General features: G+C 43.1%; 20 protein-coding genes, 1 tRNA gene and 2 pseudogenes. 11 read left to right on the forward strand and 12 right to left on the reverse strand.

Features of this window, described 5'->3' with window-relative positions:
* Window positions 1-97: 97 nt before the first annotated feature.
* Both LKO26_RS11505 and LKO26_RS11510 read right to left on the reverse strand, forming a co-directional pair.
* Entirely contained in the window at window positions 98-751 is a 654-nt protein-coding gene (locus LKO26_RS11505) for a response regulator transcription factor (protein ID WP_227588017.1), read from the reverse strand.
* On the reverse strand, window positions 748-2451 hold the full coding sequence (locus LKO26_RS11510) for a sensor histidine kinase (RefSeq protein ID WP_227588018.1): 1704 nt from the start codon (window positions 2449-2451) through the stop codon (window positions 748-750). Before LKO26_RS11510 ends, LKO26_RS11505 begins: the two co-directional genes overlap by 4 nt.
* 193 nt (window positions 2452-2644) lie before the next feature.
* On the opposite strand from LKO26_RS11510, the gene LKO26_RS11515 reads away from it, so the two are divergent.
* The gene (locus tag LKO26_RS11515) at window positions 2645-3469 is read left to right on the forward strand and encodes a S1 RNA-binding domain-containing protein (protein ID WP_227588019.1); all 825 of its coding nucleotides are present in this window, start codon (window positions 2645-2647) and stop codon (window positions 3467-3469) included.
* A 307-nt stretch (window positions 3470-3776) separates the two neighbouring features.
* A pseudogene (locus tag LKO26_RS11520) lies at window positions 3777-4334 on the forward strand (DUF1016 N-terminal domain-containing protein).
* A gap of 26 nt (window positions 4335-4360) precedes the next feature.
* Here the strand turns inward: LKO26_RS11520 and LKO26_RS11525 are convergent.
* The 6 genes from LKO26_RS11525 to LKO26_RS11550 all read right to left on the reverse strand — a co-directional run bounded on the left by LKO26_RS11525 (window position 4361) and on the right by LKO26_RS11550 (window position 7303).
* Window positions 4361-4711: a winged helix-turn-helix transcriptional regulator gene (locus LKO26_RS11525; RefSeq protein ID WP_227588021.1), complete on the reverse strand. Its 351-nt coding sequence runs from the start codon at window positions 4709-4711 to the stop codon at window positions 4361-4363.
* Window positions 4712-4719: 8 nt separating this feature from the next.
* On the reverse strand, window positions 4720-5739 hold the full coding sequence (locus tag LKO26_RS11530) for an LLM class flavin-dependent oxidoreductase (protein WP_227588022.1): 1020 nt from the start codon (window positions 5737-5739) through the stop codon (window positions 4720-4722).
* A gap of 270 nt (window positions 5740-6009) precedes the next feature.
* A tRNA-Pro gene (locus LKO26_RS11535) sits at window positions 6010-6083 on the reverse strand.
* A gap of 19 nt (window positions 6084-6102) precedes the next feature.
* Window positions 6103-6450, reverse strand: coding sequence for a DUF2116 family Zn-ribbon domain-containing protein (locus LKO26_RS11540; protein WP_227588205.1), 348 nt, complete (start codon window positions 6448-6450; stop codon window positions 6103-6105).
* Window positions 6451-6454: 4 nt separating this feature from the next.
* The gene (locus LKO26_RS11545) at window positions 6455-6853 is read right to left on the reverse strand and encodes a VOC family protein (RefSeq protein WP_227588023.1); all 399 of its coding nucleotides are present in this window, start codon (window positions 6851-6853) and stop codon (window positions 6455-6457) included.
* Window positions 6854-6955: 102 nt separating this feature from the next.
* Entirely contained in the window at window positions 6956-7303 is a 348-nt protein-coding gene (locus LKO26_RS11550; protein ID WP_227588025.1) for a T9SS type A sorting domain-containing protein, read from the reverse strand.
* A gap of 133 nt (window positions 7304-7436) precedes the next feature.
* On the opposite strand from LKO26_RS11550, the gene hemB reads away from it, so the two are divergent.
* Window positions 7437-8429: a porphobilinogen synthase gene (gene hemB / locus LKO26_RS11555; protein ID WP_227588027.1), complete on the forward strand. Its 993-nt coding sequence runs from the start codon at window positions 7437-7439 to the stop codon at window positions 8427-8429.
* Window positions 8430-8509: 80 nt separating this feature from the next.
* Here hemB and LKO26_RS11560 read toward each other — a convergent pair whose 3' ends face one another.
* Window positions 8510-8842 carry a TM2 domain-containing protein gene (locus LKO26_RS11560; RefSeq protein WP_227588028.1) on the reverse strand — a complete coding sequence of 111 codons (333 nt, stop codon included), beginning with the start codon at window positions 8840-8842 and terminating at the stop codon, window positions 8510-8512.
* A 138-nt stretch (window positions 8843-8980) separates the two neighbouring features.
* On the opposite strand from LKO26_RS11560, the pseudogene lptB reads away from it, so the two are divergent.
* From lptB to LKO26_RS11590, 6 genes and pseudogenes are all read left to right on the forward strand, one after another.
* Window positions 8981-9706, forward strand: a pseudogene (gene lptB, locus LKO26_RS11565) (LPS export ABC transporter ATP-binding protein); the annotation flags it as partial.
* A 492-nt stretch (window positions 9707-10198) separates the two neighbouring features.
* Entirely contained in the window at window positions 10199-11926 is a 1728-nt protein-coding gene (locus LKO26_RS11570; RefSeq protein WP_227588206.1) for an ABC transporter ATP-binding protein, read from the forward strand.
* Between the two features lie 6 nt (window positions 11927-11932).
* Complete coding sequence (locus LKO26_RS11575) at window positions 11933-12508, forward strand: hypothetical protein (protein ID WP_227588031.1); 576 nt, start codon at window positions 11933-11935, stop codon at window positions 12506-12508.
* A gap of 28 nt (window positions 12509-12536) precedes the next feature.
* Window positions 12537-13112 carry a cob(I)yrinic acid a,c-diamide adenosyltransferase gene (locus LKO26_RS11580; RefSeq protein WP_227588032.1) on the forward strand — a complete coding sequence of 192 codons (576 nt, stop codon included), beginning with the start codon at window positions 12537-12539 and terminating at the stop codon, window positions 13110-13112.
* A gap of 27 nt (window positions 13113-13139) precedes the next feature.
* Complete coding sequence (locus LKO26_RS11585; RefSeq protein WP_227588033.1) at window positions 13140-13775, forward strand: thiamine diphosphokinase; 636 nt, start codon at window positions 13140-13142, stop codon at window positions 13773-13775.
* Between the two features lie 77 nt (window positions 13776-13852).
* Window positions 13853-15244: an arginine decarboxylase gene (locus LKO26_RS11590; protein ID WP_227588034.1), complete on the forward strand. Its 1392-nt coding sequence runs from the start codon at window positions 13853-13855 to the stop codon at window positions 15242-15244.
* 55 nt (window positions 15245-15299) lie between these two features.
* Here LKO26_RS11590 and LKO26_RS11595 read toward each other — a convergent pair whose 3' ends face one another.
* Window positions 15300-15959, reverse strand: a complete 660-nt coding sequence (locus LKO26_RS11595; protein ID WP_227588035.1) for an HAD family hydrolase — start codon at window positions 15957-15959, stop codon at window positions 15300-15302.
* A gap of 117 nt (window positions 15960-16076) precedes the next feature.
* Here LKO26_RS11595 and speB point away from each other — a divergent pair, with 117 nt between their 5' ends.
* Window positions 16077-16928: an agmatinase gene (gene speB, locus LKO26_RS11600; protein WP_227588036.1), complete on the forward strand. Its 852-nt coding sequence runs from the start codon at window positions 16077-16079 to the stop codon at window positions 16926-16928.
* A 57-nt stretch (window positions 16929-16985) separates the two neighbouring features.
* The gene (locus tag LKO26_RS11605) at window positions 16986-17606 is read left to right on the forward strand and encodes an alpha-ketoglutarate-dependent dioxygenase AlkB family protein (protein ID WP_227588038.1); all 621 of its coding nucleotides are present in this window, start codon (window positions 16986-16988) and stop codon (window positions 17604-17606) included.
* 52 nt (window positions 17607-17658) lie between these two features.
* Here LKO26_RS11605 and LKO26_RS11610 read toward each other — a convergent pair whose 3' ends face one another.
* Together LKO26_RS11610 and LKO26_RS11615 are read right to left on the reverse strand one after the other, a co-directional pair.
* Window positions 17659-18078 carry an SH3 domain-containing protein gene (locus LKO26_RS11610; protein ID WP_227588040.1) on the reverse strand — a complete coding sequence of 140 codons (420 nt, stop codon included), beginning with the start codon at window positions 18076-18078 and terminating at the stop codon, window positions 17659-17661.
* Between the two features lie 14 nt (window positions 18079-18092).
* Window positions 18093-18572 carry a BON domain-containing protein gene (locus LKO26_RS11615; RefSeq protein ID WP_227588043.1) on the reverse strand — a complete coding sequence of 160 codons (480 nt, stop codon included), beginning with the start codon at window positions 18570-18572 and terminating at the stop codon, window positions 18093-18095.
* Window positions 18573-18646 lie beyond the last annotated feature (74 nt).

An 18646-nucleotide genomic window follows, 5' to 3' on the forward strand; every position in this document is an offset into this window, starting at 1 on the left:
CATTTAAATATTACCGGTACAGTAATGGGAAAATGAAGCCAGCAGTTCAATTATTTTGTAGAGCTTTATCTAAGATTTTGTAGAACATTTTCTACACTCAGAGCCTATGGGGCGCATGCGTTTTTACAATTTCTGCCAGTTCCAGCATGTTCTGAACGTTCAGCTTTTCAAAAATTCTTTTTTTAAAGGTACTGATGGTATTGGGTTTCAGCGAAAGCGCATTGGATATCTCCAGGTTGCCATGACCAAGGGCGTAGAGTTCCGCAATCTGAAGTTCGCGCTCAGAAAGCTGATGCAGGGGATTGATTAATTTTGGATTCCGTGCAGAAATTTTCTTTAATTTCCGGATGATTTCAGAATGATAAAATCCCTCCTGAACCATTTTTTCTAATGCGTTGCGTATCTCTGTTTCGGTACTTAGTTTGCTCAGGAAACCATCTGCGCCGGCGTCCAGAAATTTCAGGGCATGATCTTCTTCTTCAAAACTGGTAAAGACCATTATTTTCAGTTCGGGCTGTAAGTGTTTAAGCTCCGGGATGAGGTGCAGGGAATTTCCATCCGGAAACTGAGCGTCCAGCACAGCATGATCAAACGGCTGATTGCCTGCATACTCCCGGATTTGCTGCAGGCTTGAGGCATGGATAATCTGCGCATTTTCGTGTAAGTCTTGAATAACAAGTTCCAGACCCTGGCGCACGATGTGATGATCATCTCCCAAAAGAAATCTGATGGATGGTTGGTTTTCCTTCATGACAACAGCGTTAAATTCAAATCAAAATAAACAGTGGTTCCGGTGCCCAGTTCACTTTTTACGGAAATGGTTCCTTTAAATAATTGAATGATTTCTTTGCAAAGATTCAATCCCAGACCAATGCCAAAATTACTGATTTCATCTGAAATCATGCCTTGGTAGTAAGGCTGAAATATTTTCTGAATATCCGATTTGGAAATCCCGATGCCGGTGTCTGAGACTGCGACGGTGAGGCGTACATTTTTTTCACTTCGTATTTGCGTTTCGGTGTGTACGCTAACGGTTCCGTTTTCCGTAAATTTACTCGCGTTGCCCAAAATATTAACAAAAATCTGGTGTATTTTGGCGGCATCTGCATGAACATTAAGACCCTCCGGAATCCTGTTGTCCACTACAAACGCATTGTTTCTGGACTCCACATAGGGCTGAAACATCCGCAAAATGGAATCAATCTCATCTTTCAGATTAAAATCCACAGCATACAGTTCCATACTGGTATTCTGGTTCTTGGTGTAATCCAGAATCTGCTGTGCCTGTATCAGTAGGGAATCATTGGTGAATTTCATAGATTTCAGATAATCTTTCACGGTTTCATCGTCGGTTTTTTTATTAATCCGGTTAATGAAAATATTGATGATTTGCAATGGTGATCGTATTTCATGACTCAGCATGCCCAGAATCCGGCTTTTGAAATACAGGTTGCTGTTAATTTTTTCATTGGCCAGTTTCAATTTTTTTTCATACAAAAAGGCCATTTTGGTATAGTACATAATCACCATCAGGACAAAGAACATCAGAATCAGCAGTCCCAATACGGTGTTCCGGCGAATTTTATTGTTTTTAGAGTTCTGCTCGGCATATTGTTCCTGCAGCTTTTGTGTAAAATCGGTAATGGTTCCGTCATAGATTTCCATTAGATTATTACTGAATACGATGAGGTTGTCATAGATGTGATATAGATTCTGACTTTTGGTTCGGGAACTGCTCAGGTGCGTCTGGTATTTCTGAATTTCCTTCTGGTAATGCTGGTTCACTGCCGAAATCGTACTGTCCAGATCGGTTTTTATCTGGGAAGTATCTACCGAGTTTTCGTATTTGGCCGTGATAAAAGTGGTGTCTCTTTTGACTTCCACATTCCCTTGAATGGCGTCTTTCAGCCTGGGAATCAGCCCTTTTTTGACCAATGTGTCAGAGCTGTGATAGACTTCAATTTCCAGATTGCGGGGCTCGCTTTTAATGTCGAAACTTTTAATCTGTACCGGTTCTTCTTTCTGCGCAGGCTTTCTGGATTGGCGGTAGGTAGAATCTATCAGGGTTTGCAGGCCGGTGAGCCGGGCAATTTCGTCGCGGCGGGTATTCATGCTGCTTTTCAGTCCGGGATGCTGGTTTGCGTAGGATTTTATGCTGTCTATATTCCGGTTCAGTTGTCTCAGAGACAGAAAATAGGATTCCAGATTGTCCTGATCATTGCTTCGGATGTATTTCTGAAGTTGTTCCTGTGCATTCAGCAGTTTGATGCGGGAATCTTTGGTAAGGTTATTCAGGATGGCAGTCACCTGTTGCTGTTCCTCTATCCGTGCCAGTTTTTTTCCGTTAAAGTATTCATTGTAAAAAAACAGCAGAATCATTACCTGTATCAGTAATGTGCTCACAATGAGTGAGTAGTGAATAATCTGTCTGTATTTAGTCTTAAAAACCATAAGATGGAATCACAAAAATACACTGAATAAACCACTCTTTGGGATGCTCAGCGTCATTTGCAGAAGGAGGCTTCAGAACCAGTGTGCAATAGCTGTTGCCGGCTATTCTGATTTCAAAGTTCGTACCACAACTGTGAATTATAAGGGTTAAGTTCCGGAAATGCGTATCTTTACCGATAAAATTTTACATTTCATGCAAATCGGAAAAACTCAGATATTAAAAATTGCAGACAAAAATTACACGGGTGTATTCTTGGAAGATGCCGGAGGAACACGCGCTTTTCTTCCGAAAATATTTGCACCGGAGGCTGCTGAAACGGGTGATGAAATGGAGGTTTTTGTGTATCAGGATGATGACCGCCTGAAAGCTACCACCGAAAAACCTCTGGCAGAAGTAGGGGAGTTTGCCGTCATGAATTGTGTGCAAAGCCTGCCCAGTGGCGCTTTCATGGACTGGGGAATCATCAAGGATCTCTTTATCCCTTATACTCAGCAAAAACTGAAAATCATAGAAGGAAAAAGGTATCTGGTGTATATTTATGTAGACGAAAAAACCGGTTTGATTACCGGAACCACGAAATTTAAAAGAAATCCGCAGTACGATAACCTGCCGCTCCGGAAGGGAGACCGGGTACACCTGATTTTGATGGGGGAGAGCGAACTGGGCTGGAATGTAATTGTGAATCAGCAGTACATCGGACTCATTTATGCGTCAGATGTTTTTAAAAAACTGTATCCTCTTTCAGAGGAGACTGGTTTTATAAAATCCATCAGGGAAGATGGTAAAATAGACGTGACACTCCAGCAGGACGGATTCGAGCATATTGATGATTTCCGGCAAATGGTGTTGGATAAACTGAGTGAAAATTTCGGCATTCTGTATCTTTCTGATAAATCTACCCCGGAAGAGATTAAGGAAGAACTGCAGATGAGTAAAAAGAATTTTAAGAAAGCTATCGGCGGTCTCTATAAGGATCAACTTATTGATATACTGGAAGATAAAATTTTATTGAAATAGGGTTTTGTACAGTACATCAAGGAATAAATGCATATAATACGGTTGTCATTAAAGGTTGGGTAGCCGTATTATGATTTTTTGGTAGTGAGGTAAAAAGCAGAGGAAGCGAGGTATCTTAAAGAAAATCCTTTTTCATTTGGCTCGTCTTACTTTTCCCAACTTATTTTTGAGCGAGGACATTCCGTTGGAGGATTTGAGCACGATGTTTAGCGATAAGAACATTACCGTCACAGACATTTATTAGATGTAACCAGAAGTAGCGGTGTATGATAATTTGTACCTTTGTTCAGGTAGATGATTTTTTAGTATGCTCATAAACCAATCCATTATAGCAGATATAAAATCCATTATAGCCCAATCAAAAGACAAGGCTATACGTGCCGTTGACCATCAGCGAACACTGATGTATTGGCATATTGGCAAACGTATCTTTGAAGAAGAACAAGAAGGAAAAGACCGTGCAGATTATGGAACGTTTCTCATTAAATATCTTTCAGAAAAACTGCAACCTGAATTCGGAAGTGGTTTTTCTACTCGACAGCTAAATTGGTATCGCTAGTTTTACCGCACGTTTCCAATTGTGTCTACACTGTGGGCACAATTGAGTTGGAGCCAATATAAGCTACTTTTAAGTGTTGATAATCAAGATAAAAGAGAGTTTTATATTGCTGGAAAAATCAAGAATAATTGGACAGTAAGACAGTTGGAACAGCAGATTTACAGCAGTTTGTACGAACGACTTTTGTTGAGTAATGATAAAGAAAGTGTTTTGGCGGTTGCCCGCAACGAAAAGCAACCATCCGATGCCAAAGAAATCATCAAAGACCCAATGTATTTGGAGTTTTTGGGATTGATTGTCTTCTAGCCAGTTTTTGTACTGAAGCTGCAGGTTTATCTGCTTTGCGAAATTTTCTTTTGATGATGCAGACCCCATTCTTTCAACGCGTAAATAATGGGCATCAGCGTATCGGCATACGCGTCCAGCGTGTACGAAATTTTCACGGGATAGTCATCGGTCACTGTTCGTGAAATTAATTGATGCTGTTCCAGATCTTTCAGTTCCTTCGCCAGAACCTTGGGGGTAATTCCAGGAATACTTTCCTGGATATCGGTAAACCGGTCATTTCCGGCACCTATGGAAATAATAATGGGCAATTTCCATTTCCCGTTGATGACATCTAGCGTGTCACGCACCGGTTTTAGGGTGGCAAGGCAGTCACTGTGCATTTTTTTCTGCGCCATAATAATGTTTATGTTAAGGCTGAACCTGCATTGATCTCTCTCATCACTTCAGCAAATAATTTCGCAGATTTAATGCGGTCTTCTGCCGAATACATGGTAGATACAGTAATGAGTTCATCTACATTCGTTTCCCCCAGAAAGCTCACAATCTGCTTCTTTACAGTTTCCTTATCGCCCACAAAAGAAAATTTCAGCATCTGATTGACACTCGGATGGTGGAAAATCTGACGCCATTCATCGGTCATTTCTGTTGGGGGTTGTACTGCCTGCATATTGCCGGTCAGCATGCCGTAAAACATTCCGATGAGTGAAGTGAACAAATTTTCGGCTTCTGCAGTGGTCTCTGCTATAATCACGTTGATACCGGCAATGGTATAAGGCGCTTTTAAAAATTCTGAAGGTTGAAATTCCTGTTCGTAGATGCGCAATGCGTTATACAATTGAGTAGAGGCAAAATGGCTCGCAAAAGCATAAGGTAAGCCTTTCTCAGCAGCCAGATGCGCACTGAAGGTGCTGGAACCCAGTATATAAATGGGTACGTCCTGTCCTTCTGCCAGAGCAACCCGCACTTTTGAGGTTTTGTTTGCATCCGAAAAATATTGCTGGATTTTCTGGATTTCTTCGGGAAAAGAATGTGCTGCCTGAAACGAGTCCGATCGGATGGCCTGTGCGGTTGCGGTATCGGTTCCGGCAGCTCTGCCCAGACCCAGGTCAATGCGGTTGGGGTACAGTTGCGCCAGTGTGCCAAATTGCTCTGCCACAATCAGTGGAGAATGGTTAGGAAGCATCACGCCCCCGGAACCTACTCTGATTCGTTCGGTATTTTCTGCTACATAACCTATTAAAACAGCCGTTGCAGAACTGGCTACGGTAGGAGAGTTGTGGTGTTCGGCAAACCAAAACCTTTCGTAACCGGCCTCCTCAGCCACTTTGGCCAGTGCTACCGTGCTGTTCAATGTTTCTTTTACACTGATGTTTTCAGATACGGTAGCCAGTTCCAGCAGAGAATATTTAGTATGTTTTTTCATTTTTTTTTAGTTGATGATTCTGCCTCTGTTTGGAATAATGAATTTTCGGGCAGAATGTTCTTTGCAAAGTTAGTTAAAATTAACTTACCAAAAGATAGTAGTTTCCAAAAGGAAAGTAAAGCCTTAACAGAGGTCTTTGTGGCCTGCGTATGGCGGAACTAAGGTTTAGTTAATGAGATTCTGATTACACCTCCCTGACATACAGGTTATAAGTGAATGAATGAAAATAAAAAAGGGTCAAAACAGACGATTCTGTTCTGACCCGCGAAGTCGGGATAACTGGATTCGAACCAGCGACCCCTTGCACCCCATGCAAGTACGCTACCAGGCTGCGCTATATCCCGTTTCGAAGTGCGAAAATAATCATTCTTTTCGAACCAGCAAAATCCAGTCGTCATCCAGAAATTTATACCCGATATCATAGACAAACCGGTACTCGGCTCCGTTTTTATAAACCCGGAGTTGCGTAAAGTAGTCAAAAGTAAATTCTGCCGCCATCAGTTTCGTGCGGGTGGTCTTGGCCTTACCATCTACAAAGCGATGTTCAGCAAGAATCCTGTGGTTTTTCCTGAGTTTATTGTTGATGGTGCGCATCAGATTACTCGAATCCTTGTTCTGTTTATTGTTAAAAGTGTTCCGGCAGCTGTCTGAACAGAATTTTTTATCTGATCTTCCATGAATCCGGTCACCACATTCCAGACATGTGTTCATCATTTCAGATTTTTATTGGATTGGCAAAAGCGATAATATGACCATCGGGGTCTGCCACATAACCGGCAGTGTGTCCCCAGGTTCTGTCCTGTACGGGACTGATGGCGCGGGCACCTGCTTCCACAGCCCGCCGGAAATCTTCATCCGGATCTGCGGTGTGAAAGTACAGCTCACATCGTGGAATCCCGTTTCCGGACGCAGGATCGGGGGTATGGTCTTCCAGTATTTTCCGGATTCCCTTTTCGGGCATCAAGCCAAGGATAAAATGATCCGTCAGGTGGAATTCGGTCATGCCGGCAACATGCAGTTCCGGCTGTTGCATCAGGATTTTTTCATAAAAAACCCGGCTTACTTCCTGATCAGCGACATACAATATCGTATGGATTTTCTTTAAAGGTTTCATGCAATCGGGATTTTAATCAAATATAACAAAAAATATCCGTGTACAAACGGATATTTTTATAGAAACGAGGCAGATAACCTCGTTATATTCTAAATAATTAGATTACTGCTTAATGATTTGCTTAATTTTCTGAGTATTGTCACTCAGTGTATATCTCATCAGATATTTACCCGGTCTCAGTTTTTCCAGATTAATCTCTGCGGCGTTACTGTTTACAGAGTAACTGGCCACCTGCATACCCAGTATGGAGAAAAAAGATACAGATTTAATACGCACAGAAGAATCTTTGGCTTTCAGCAATATCACATCCTTGGTAGGATTGGGATAGGCAACCAAAGCTGCATCATCGTTCCGGGAAGTGGCTACAGCGTTGTCTCTCGATTGTGCCGAGAGCTCGCCTGCTGCAAAGCCAAAGCCTGAAAACAGTATCAGGAATAAAATTTTTTTCATATAAAATTTGTTGTTATACAATACATCTCTATACGAAGATAGGAAATTTAAATGAACTTACAATAGTTTTTTACATTTTCTATTGTTAATTTTGTTGACGCAAAAATAATACCAATTTTAAAGATTTGCAAAAATGATTATTTATTCCAGAAACAGACGATTAAGAACCAGTGCTGCCCTCAGAAGTTTGGTGCAGGAAACGGTGCTCACGACCAGTGATTTTGTAATGCCGATATTTGTAATGGAGGGTCAGAACCGCCAGGAACCTATAGCTTCTATGCCCGGAATCTACCGCCGCACACTGGATCTCACGGTACAGGAATGCCGGGAGCTGTTCTCCCTGGGAGTGAAAGCGGTGAATCTTTATATGAAAGTTTCAGATGATCTGAAAGATAACACCGGAAAAGAAGCGTGGAATCCGAACGGACTCATGCAGAACACCATCAGAGCCATCAAGGATGCCGTGCCGGAAATGGTGGTAATGCCGGATGTAGCACTGGATCCGTATTCCATCTATGGGCACGACGGAATTATCACCAATGGAAAAGTAGATAATGATGCGACCAATGATTCCCTGGTCAAAATGTCAGTCTCCCATGCAGAAGCCGGGGCAGATATTGTGGCACCCAGTGATATGATGGATGGCAGGGTAGCGGCCATACGTACCGGACTGGAAGAAAGTGGCTTTACCGATGTGGGCATTTTGAGTTATGCAGCCAAATATGCCAGTTCATTCTACGGCCCGTTCAGATCTGCTCTGGATTCGGCGCCAAAAGAAACTGTGGATATTCCCAAAGATAAAAAGACCTACCAGATGGACTTTCATAATTCCCGGGAAGCCATGGATGAAGTGCTGAAGGATGTGGCCGAAGGCGCAGATATCATCATGATCAAACCCGGTATGCCTTATCTGGATATTGTGTCCCAGGTGCGCCAGGCCATAGATTTACCCATTGCGGTGTACAATGTTTCCGGAGAATATGCCATGCTGAAGGCTGCCGCACAAAACGGCTGGCTGGACAACGATCAGGCGATTATAGAAAGCCTGACCTGCATCAAAAGAGCCGGTGCCGATATGATTTTCACCTACGCGGCAAAAGAGGCTGCTGTTTTGCTGAATCAGTAATTTCTTACTATTCATCCGTTAAAAAAAATCTTCGCCCTGGTGAAGATTTTTTTTATTTGTCAATGCCTTACAAGCCGTTGTTAAAACCAGGGTTTCTGATTTCGGATATAGGTATTGTCAAACTGCTCATCTGGCATGGTGAGGTAAATAATGCCTTCTATTAGCGGGATTACTACCACGACCGGATACAGAAAGCTGCCCACACCACAGGTGATAATGGTGAGCAGAGGCAAGATAATCAGTGTGGAAAGCAGAAGGATAATTCCTTCCTTGTTATATCCCATGTAAAATTTATGAATGCCCAGGGCACCCAGTAGAATAGCCAGAATTCCCGCCACGAGCTTCTTCTCAGATTGATAATTGGGGTTATTTGCAGGTCCTTCCGGTGGATTATTGTAGCCGTATGTTTCCATAATTTTAATTTTAAGTGTTAAAGATACAAATTTGAGCGTAAAAATACCGTGCTGAATCTCCAAAAACCGCATCATGAAAATACGATATAAATCCCGCCCGCAGCACAGCGCTTTCATCTATTTTGTTATATTTGCTTCATGATTTTACGCGGAGAGCATTTAATAAAGGAATACGGTCCGAAAAAGGTAGTAAAAGGCGTTTCTGTGGAGGTTTCACAGGGAGAAATTGTAGGGCTGCTGGGACCTAATGGTGCCGGCAAAACCACCTCTTTCTACATGATTGTAGGGCTGGTGAAACCAACTTCCGGCAAGATTTTTCTGGATAATAAGGACATCACCTCAGATGCCATGTACCGCCGTGCACAAAAGGGTATCGGTTATCTGGCTCAGGAGGCATCGGTATTCCGTAAACTTTCTGTAGAAGACAATATTCTGGGCGTTTTACAACTCACCAATCTCTCCAAAAGGGAACAGCAAATCAAGTGTGATGAACTTATCGAAGAATTTTCGCTGCAGCATGTTCGTAAAAACCGCGGTGACCTGCTTTCCGGGGGCGAGAGACGCCGGACTGAGATTGCACGTTGTCTGGCCACCAGTCCTAATTTTATATTGCTGGATGAGCCGTTTGCCGGGGTAGACCCCATTGCGGTGGAAGATATTCAGAAAATTGTGCGCAGTCTGGTGGACAAGAATATCGGGATACTGATCACAGACCACAACGTACAGCAGACTTTGGCCATTACCCATAAAACCTATATTATGTTTGAAGGGAAAATCCTGAAAGAAGGGCTGCCACATGATCTGGCCAATGATCCGCAGGTGCGCGAGGCTTATCTGGGCGAAAATTTCGTGTACCAGGATATTCTGAATAAAGACCGCAAAAAAACCTATGTGTATAACATCTGGGCCGGAAATTTCGACAGTAAAAACCATTTCCAGAATTTTGTGGATGCGCATTTTGATACCGCAAACAATTACCGGCTCATGTATGGTTTTGAAGACATCAGTTTTGCATCACTGGCCAATTCTGAAATTGAATTCATCTTCAATGAAGTGGTAGATAAAAATGCCAACAATGCCTTTCTCTTTCAGAAAAAAGAACTGAATTCCAGCTATTCTCTGGAGCAGGCAGAGGCAGATTCACAGGCAAAAAGCCACCCCGAACTGCATTATCTCACGAGCTATACCTATGGGAACTAAAACTGCGCTTTCGTTTTTTTTCATATTTTAGAGGCTTGTTTCCTATGGGGCGACAATCAGGAATTCTAAACAATTATGGCAAAACCCTTCAAAAGAACCAGCAATTTAATCGGGATATTCAAACAACTGTACCCTTTCATAAAACCCTATCGTTTTATGATTTACGGCACGCTGTTTCTCACATTTCTGGGTGCACTCGCTGCACAGGTGAATCCGCTGGTCCTGCAATATACGGTAGATGAAGTGACCAAACTGACAGACCAGGAAAACCCAATGACCGAGGGAATCCATATTCTGGTGGTCATCTCCGCGATTTTGCTGGGTAAGGAACTGGCCAATATTTTCATCCAGTTCGGTCAGAAATTTTATGGAGAAAAAATCAGAATTAATGTGAGCAGCGTTCTCGCTCAGAAAGCCATAGATAAAATTCTGGATTACCGGATTGCCTATTTTATGGACGAGGATCACGGCATGGGAAAATTGCAGACCCGCATAGACCGTGGAATTGAAAGTCTTACGAAACTGGTGCAGAACTTTTTCATTGATATTCTGCCCTTGTTCTCCAATGCCATCATTGCATTGGTCATCATGTACATGCAGAATGTGTATGTGGGACTGGTCTCTACCGTGGTAGTGCCCATCTATTTTTATGTAAGCTCACTTCAGGCTAAAAAATTGGCAGGAGTGCGCCGCACTTTGAGAAATCAGCGGGAACAGAAAACCTCCGGACTGCTGAATCTCATTCAGTCCATTATGGTCATCAAAAGTTTTGTGCGGGAAAAATTTGAAGGTAAAAAGCAATATGATCTTCAGATGCAACTCATGGAAAGCCAACTGTACACCCGCCGTACCAACTTTATTTATGACGGACTGAAGACCTTTATAGAACAGTTTGGGGTGGTACTCATTATTTTGCTCACTGTTTTTCTGGTACTGGATCAGCAAATGACCATCGGCGCTATCATGCTGCACATCATGCTTTTTAATAATGTTTCTGCGCCCATACGGCAGTTACACAGAATTTACGATGATATGAATGATGCCTTTATCTATGCCGAAGGCTACTTTGATATTCTGAATGCAGATGATGAAATAGAACCCAGCGGGGTGGTGGCTGGAACCAATATCCGGGGCAATTTTGAACTTCGGAATGTGAACTTTTCTTATCCCAATGGTACCCGTGCTTTGCATAATGTTTCGATGATGATTGAGAACGGAAAAACCACCGCCTTGGTCGGCCTCAGCGGCGCAGGAAAATCTACAGTCATTAATCTTCTGTGTAAATTTTACCTGCCGGACTCCGGAAACATCCTACTGGACGGGACTGACCTCAATGATTATGAAAACAGCTATTTGCGCAGTGACATCGGGCTGGTGCTGCAGCGGAATCATATTTTCCAGGGAAGTATAGAGGATAATATACGGTACGGTAATATGAATGCAACCTTCGAGGAGATTGAAACTGCAGCCAAAAAGGCGTACCTGCATGATCAGATTATGGATTTGCCAGAGCAGTATCAGCATGATGCCACCCAACTGTCCGGTGGTCAGCAGCAGCGCATTGCCATTGCGAGATTGTTCCTGAAAGATCCGCCGATTATTTTTCTGGATGAGCCTACCGCCAGCCTGGATGCGATTGCCACCGAGCAGATCAAAAACTCCCTGGATGCCATCAAAAGAGGAAGAACCGTCATCATTATTTCCCATTCATTATCTCAGATTCTGGACAGTGATGCCATCTACGTCATGAAAAAAGGCGAAGTAACGGAACAGGGAACCCATGATGAACTGATGCAGAAAAACGGGGTGTATCGTGAAATCTTTGACGCCTCCGCCCGTAGTTTAAACCTTGATAAACTGGTAAACTCCTACCACCAAAATTAAAAAATTATGAAAAAATACATTCTTGCTTTTGCCATACCGGGAATTTTAGTCTCCTGTAACAAGCTGGAAGAACAGGTAAACCAAACTGTGAATGCAGCAGCCGGCAAAGCAGAGCAGAAAGCTGCGGAATTGCTGCAGGAAACGGTAAATGAACAGTTGAATAAAGTGGTAAATTCTGAAAGCGTACCCTATGCAAGCGTTTTTCCGGGTACTGAAGGTTTTACCAAAGAAGAAACAGGAAGAAAGGTAGAAATGCCCGGCGGAGGTGCGTATTTTGTTTTCAAACTGAAAACAGAAGACCGCGACGGACTTCTGAAATCCCTTGCTGCCCAGCCTGCTACAGATGAATCCAAATCTTCGGCAGAATACACCAAAATAGACGGCGCCGGGATTATGGATAAATTGTCTTTTTTTGAGAAATTCCTCCCTGACGGCACGATTGATACCCGTTTTCTGGATCAGATAAGAAATGATAAAACCACCGAGTTTTACAAAGTAAAACGCTACCCGAATTCGAGTACTGTGATTTACAATCCGGCTTCGGGTATGGTTTATCAGTTTGTAGAAGTAGCCAAAAACTAATACATTAACCATTTTTAAAGCATTAACAATGAAAATATATACCAAAACCGGGGATAAGGGAGATACTGCACTGTACGGCGGAACCCGCGTGTCCAAGGCTTCTGCCCGGGTAGATTCTTACGGAAATATTGATGAGCTGAATTCCTTTATAGGACTGGCCAAAAGTGAAATCAACGATGAAAAAGTACTGGCGCAGCTGAAGAAGATACAGTTTGACCTCTTCACTGTAGGCTCAGAAAGTGCCACGCCGGCAGATAAACTCATTTTGGCCAATGGAAAATCCCGACTCAGCCTGATGATTTCTGACCGGGAAATTGAGGAACTGGAACAGTGGATGGACGAATACGAAACAGATCTGGAGCCCTTGCAATACTTTATACTTCCCGGAGGCGGAAAATCTGCTACAGCACTTCATGTGTGCAGAACCGTTTGTAGAAGGGCAGAAAGGGGATTGGTTTTGCTGAATGAAACCGAAGAAATCCGTGCGGAACTCATTAAATACCTGAACCGGCTCTCAGATTATCTGTTTATGCTGGCCCGTTACATCTCAAAAATATCCGGAGAGCAGGAAGAGTTCTGGAATCCCTCCGAAAGAGGTCAGTAAAACCCATTGTTGACCTGCCATTGAATCATGACAAAAAAAGCTTTACTTTTTATAAACGGAACACCGCCGGAATCGTTCCCGGATTTGCAGCTGTATGATGTGATCTGCTGTACAGACGGGGCTTTTCATTACCTGAATGATTTGAATTTTCCTTTGGATCAGCTCACTTTTGTTTCCGGAGATTTTGATGCTGGTACGGATTTGATCCGGAATGTGAAAGGGCAGGAAGGTTTTTCATTTGAAATTATAGAAACGCCGGATCAGGATAAAACCGACTTTCAGAAGGCTTTGGAGATTCTGGCAGAGCGGGGCGTACACCACGTAGATGTACTGGGAGGCAGCGGTGGTGAAATGGATCATTTCCTTGGGAATCTGCATGTGGCACAACTGTTCAGCCATTTGCTGAACATCACTTTTTACGATGCCTACGGCAGGTATTTTTTTGCGGAAAAGCATGTTGTTCTGAATGATGTGAACGGTAAAATCATTTCCCTTTACCCTTTTCCGGTGGCGGAAAACATCAAAACCACCGGGCTGAAATGGCCTTTGAACCAGGAAACATTAGAGGTGACCACTCGTATAGGTACACGGAATGAAGCCTCAGAGAACTGTGTAAGCATTACGTTTTCTGCAGGTAACCTCATTGTGTTTGTGGGGAAATAATCCACCATAAAATTCATTATAAAGAATCAACTTTTTTTAGGACATTTGCATTTTAAAATTGTAATACAGCCGCATACATGAAAATTAAATATTCTGAACTGATAGACCAGACTTTGTATTTCCCTACGGAAGAATTTAACGTAGCCGAAAACAATTTGCTTTTTCACGACATTCCGCTTATGGAGGTGGTGGAGAAGTTTGGGACACCGCTGAAATTTAATTATCTGCCCAAAATATCCACCAATATCCAGCGTGCCAAGGCCTGGTTTAAAGAAGCGATAGAACGTGCGGATTATAAAAAAGGGTACCGCTACTGCTACTGCACCAAAAGCAGTCAGTTTGCCTTTGTGGTAGAAGAAGCCCTGAAGAATGATATTTCTCTGGAAACTTCCTCGGCATATGATATGGACATCGTGAAATCCCTTTACGATAAAGGAAAATATGGTAAAGATGTGGAGGTAATCTGCAATGGATTTAAAACCGATGATTATCTGACCAAAATTTCAGATCTCATTAATGCTGGTTTTGAAAATATCATCCCCATTCTGGATAATTACCGTGAACTGGATAAACTCACGGAAAGCATAGATGCCACCTTTAATATCGGAATCAGAATCGCGTCTGAGGAAGAGCCCAAATTTGAATTTTATACCTCCCGGCTGGGAATCGGGTACAAGGATATTATTCCTTATTACAGCCAGAAAATTGCCGAACATCCCAATGCAAGACTGAAAATGCTGCATTTTTTCATCAACACCGGCATCAAGGATACCGCTTATTACTGGAATGAACTGTATAAGTGCCTCCGGGTATATGCCAGGCTGAAGAAAATTGCACCGGAAGTGGATTCCCTCAACATTGGGGGCGGATTTCCCATCAAAACTTCTCTGAATTTCGATTATGACTATCAGTATATGGTCAATGAAATTGTGACGCAGATTAAAAAATTCTGTGAGGAAGAAGGCGTGGAAGAACCCAATATCTATACCGAATTCGGAAGTTTTACCGTAGGCGAGAGCGGCGGACATCTGTATAAAATTATTTCGCAGAAACGCCAGAACGACCGGGAAAAATGGAATATGATTGATTCTTCATTCATGACCACGCTGCCCGATACCTGGGCCATTTCCCGCCACTTTATCATGCTGCCGCTGAACCGGTGGGACGATACCTACGAACGGGTTTTCCTGGGCGGACTTACCTGTGACTCAGATGATTATTATAACTCCGAGCAGCATACCAACGCGATTTATCTGCCGGTATTCAGTGATACCAAGCCTTTGTATATCGGCTTTTTCCATACCGGTGCCTATCAGGAAACCATTGGTGGGTATGGCGGGGTGCATCATTGCCTCATGCCGCAGCCTAAACATATTCTCATAGACAAAGATGAAAACGGTGAATTTGTCTACACCCTGTTCCGGGAAGAGCAAAAGCCTGAAGAAGTTCTGAAGATTTTAGGATATTAACCACAAAGAGCAACCGGAAAAGTTGCTCTTTTTTTGTAGTAATTCTTATTAAAGGTTAAAAATATCTGGAGATTTTGTCAAATTCAATATCGCCAAAATCATTCACCAGAAGATTAGCCAGATCATATTGCTGTTTGCCGGAGTGGGCACTCTGGTAAGCCACGCAGAAAATACCGGCGGCGTGGGCGGCGGCAATTCCGTTGGTGGAATCTTCTATGACCATGCAGTGTTCATGTTGTTCTCCGGCCAGTTCGGCGGCTTTTACAAAAATCTCCGGGTGCGGCTTGGATTCCCGCAGGTCGGCTCCTGAAATTTTAGCCATGAAGTATGGATCCAGATCAAACTTTTCAAAAACCCAGTTGATGGTATTCATGTGTGCAGAAGAGGCCAAAACGAGTTTGGTGCCGTTCTCATGGTAATTCTCAATGAGTTCCCGTACCCCGGGCAGCAGACTGAAATCTTCATCAGTATCAAAAAAATGCTTGAAATAGCGTCTTTTGATGCCGGCCAGATCTTCGTGTGTGGCATCCAGCCCGAAATGCCCGATCAGGGTTTCACAGACCCGTTTGGTAGATGCACCGGTGAAGGTGCTGTATAAATCTTCGGTCACCTGTATTCCGAAATCCTCAAACATTTTGAAATAGGCTTTCCGGTGCAGGGGTTCGGTATCTACAATGACCCCGTCCATGTCAAAAAGAACTGCTTTTAATGGCATGTGAAATTATTTTTGATGCAAATTTAAACAATCTTAATCTGAAATTCACTGACCCATCCGGCAAAAGAAAATCGACGGAAAATGGTTATCTTTGAGGCTTTAAAAAATAAAAATAAGATGAATACATACGCAGGAATCCCGGAAGAAAATGCAACGCTCGAAAATTCAAAAGTCATGCTGGTTACCGTGCCTTATGACGGTACTTCCACCTGGGGAAAAGGTGCAGACAAAGGTCCGGAGCTTTTTCTGGATGCATCAGAAAATATGGAACTTTTTGATATAGAAACCCGTACAGAACCTTATCTGCAAGGCGTGTGGATGGCTGGTGAAGTTTCAGAGAACTCCTCGCCCGAAGCCATGACTGAAGCGGTTTATCAGAAAACCAAAGAATTACTGAACTACGAAGATAAGCTGTTTACACTTTTTGGTGGCGAGCATTCGGTTTCCATAGGATCTATACGCGCCGTGGGCGAGAGGTACGAGAATCTTACCGTACTCCAGCTGGATGCGCATACAGATCTGAGACCGGAATTTCACGGGTCTGCTTCCAATCATGCCTGTGCGGTCTATGAGGCCAGCAAAAAACATAATCTGGTACAGGTAGGCATTCGTTCCTGTGATATAGAAGAAATGGAACACGTAAATGAAGCGCAGTGTTTCTGGGCGCATGACATTGCCCAAAATGAGCGTTGGATAGATGATGTGCTGAGCAAAGTTTCCGGCAACGTGTACATTACCATTGACCTGGATGCTTTTGATCCGGCTATTGCCCCTTCTACCGGAACGCCCGAGCCGGGAGGATTGCAGTGGTATCCTACGTTGGAACTACTGAAAAAAGTGTTTGAGAAGTGCAATGTCGTTGCTTTTGATATTGTGGAACTGATGGAATCCCCATATTCCAAACCCACCGCATTTCTGGCAGCGAAACTCTACTATAAGATGTTGGCGTATTATCATGTGAAGGGATAAGAAAAATGTACCTCCCCATAAGCAATTCCGGAGAAGTTTTTTTAATTTTACCTTCTCATGATGCGTAACCTTTTTGATTCAGATTCAGATGCTGATGCTGGCGTGAACTTGCTTCCGTACGAGGGCGAAGTTTATTATTATGGAAAGATTTTCTCTGCGGAGGAGGCTGACGGAATTTTGGCGGAACTCCTTCGGGATATTGCCTGGAAGAATGACGAGGCGGTGATCTTTGGCAAAAAAATCATTACCAAACGCAAAGTGGCCTGGTATGGAGATGCGGAATTTGAATATGGCTATTCCGGTGTAACCAAAAAAGCGCTGTTGTGGACTCCCGGATTGCTCCAACTGAAGAGCATTTGTGAACAAAAAACCGGTGAGACGTTTAATTCCTGTCTGCTGAACCTGTACCACAATGGAGACGAGGGCATGGCCTATCACAGTGACGGTGAGAAAGATTTAAAGGAAAACGGTGCCATTGCCTCCCTGAGTTTCGGTGCTGAGCGAAAATTTTCCTTTAAGCATAAGCAAACCAAAGAAAGAAAAGATTTATTTCTGGAGCATGGCAGTCTGCTGGTGATGACCGGTGAAACCCAGAAGTACTGGCTGCATCGCCTGCCGCCTTCCAAAAGGGTTTCAGAGCCGCGGATTAATCTTACCTTTCGTACCATTGTCCAATAAAATTCCCCGGATCGCCAGATCCGGGGAAATCTTTAGTATGAAAGTTCAGTAATTACACTTTCAGATATCTTGCATAGGCATATCCTTCTTCACCGGATGCGGTGCGGATTCTCCACCAGTCATCAGAAGACTGCTCTACCAGCGTTACGGTTTCCCCTTTTCCGGCTTTCCCGATGATGGCAGCGTCTGTAGAAGGCTCCTGTCTGATGTTCAGATTAGATTCTTCTGTATTTACTGTAAGTGCTGTTCCTGTAGCTACACCTGCTACCTGTACATCAATATTAATGTCTGAAGCAGAGTAGGAGGCATCTATGGCTCCCAGTGCATTCCAAACTGCGTCTTTGGCAGCAGTAGAACCTGCATTTCCGGATACATACAGTATTCCGTCCTGTTCTTTTACCTGTAAACCGCTCACTCCTGCAGACTGTGCTGCAGCAATTACTCCGGCGTATTTTTCCTGTAGTACACTCATTGTATTCTGTTTAGTTATTTTACGTTATAGTTGAAGTTTACTTTTCCTACCTGTAAAGCATCTACAGATTCTTTAATTTTTCTGGCCTGTGCCGGGGATACGTCTCCGGTAAGGGTAAGCTCACCATTTACCACCTCTACATTTACAGACGGGAAGTCTTTTACTGCATCGGCTACTTTTTGCTGAACTTCCGGATCTACCACAGAATTAACTTCTACCGGTGCCGGTGCTTCTATAGTGGTCATGTCCATTACATCTTTTACCCCGTTAATTCCTTTCAGCTGTGCAATCATGGCGTCTCTGGAAGCTTCATCTGCAAATGTTCCGCTCAGGTGTGCAGTTCCGTCTTTTACTTCAACAGATGCATTAGGATTTGTAGTCACTACAGTAGTGGCTTGTGTGGTCAGTTCTGCATCAGAAATTTTTTTCTTGCACGAAACAGATCCAAGAGAAATCGCAAGTGCCAGTGCACCCATTGCTAATGTTTTTTTCATAGTAAATTGTTTAATGTTAAAATTATGTTCTCAAATTTAGAAATAAAATCGATAATATCCGGTAAATAATCGTT

Source organism: Chryseobacterium sp. MFBS3-17 (assembly GCF_020687745.1).
GTDB lineage: Bacteria > Bacteroidota > Bacteroidia > Flavobacteriales > Weeksellaceae > Marnyiella.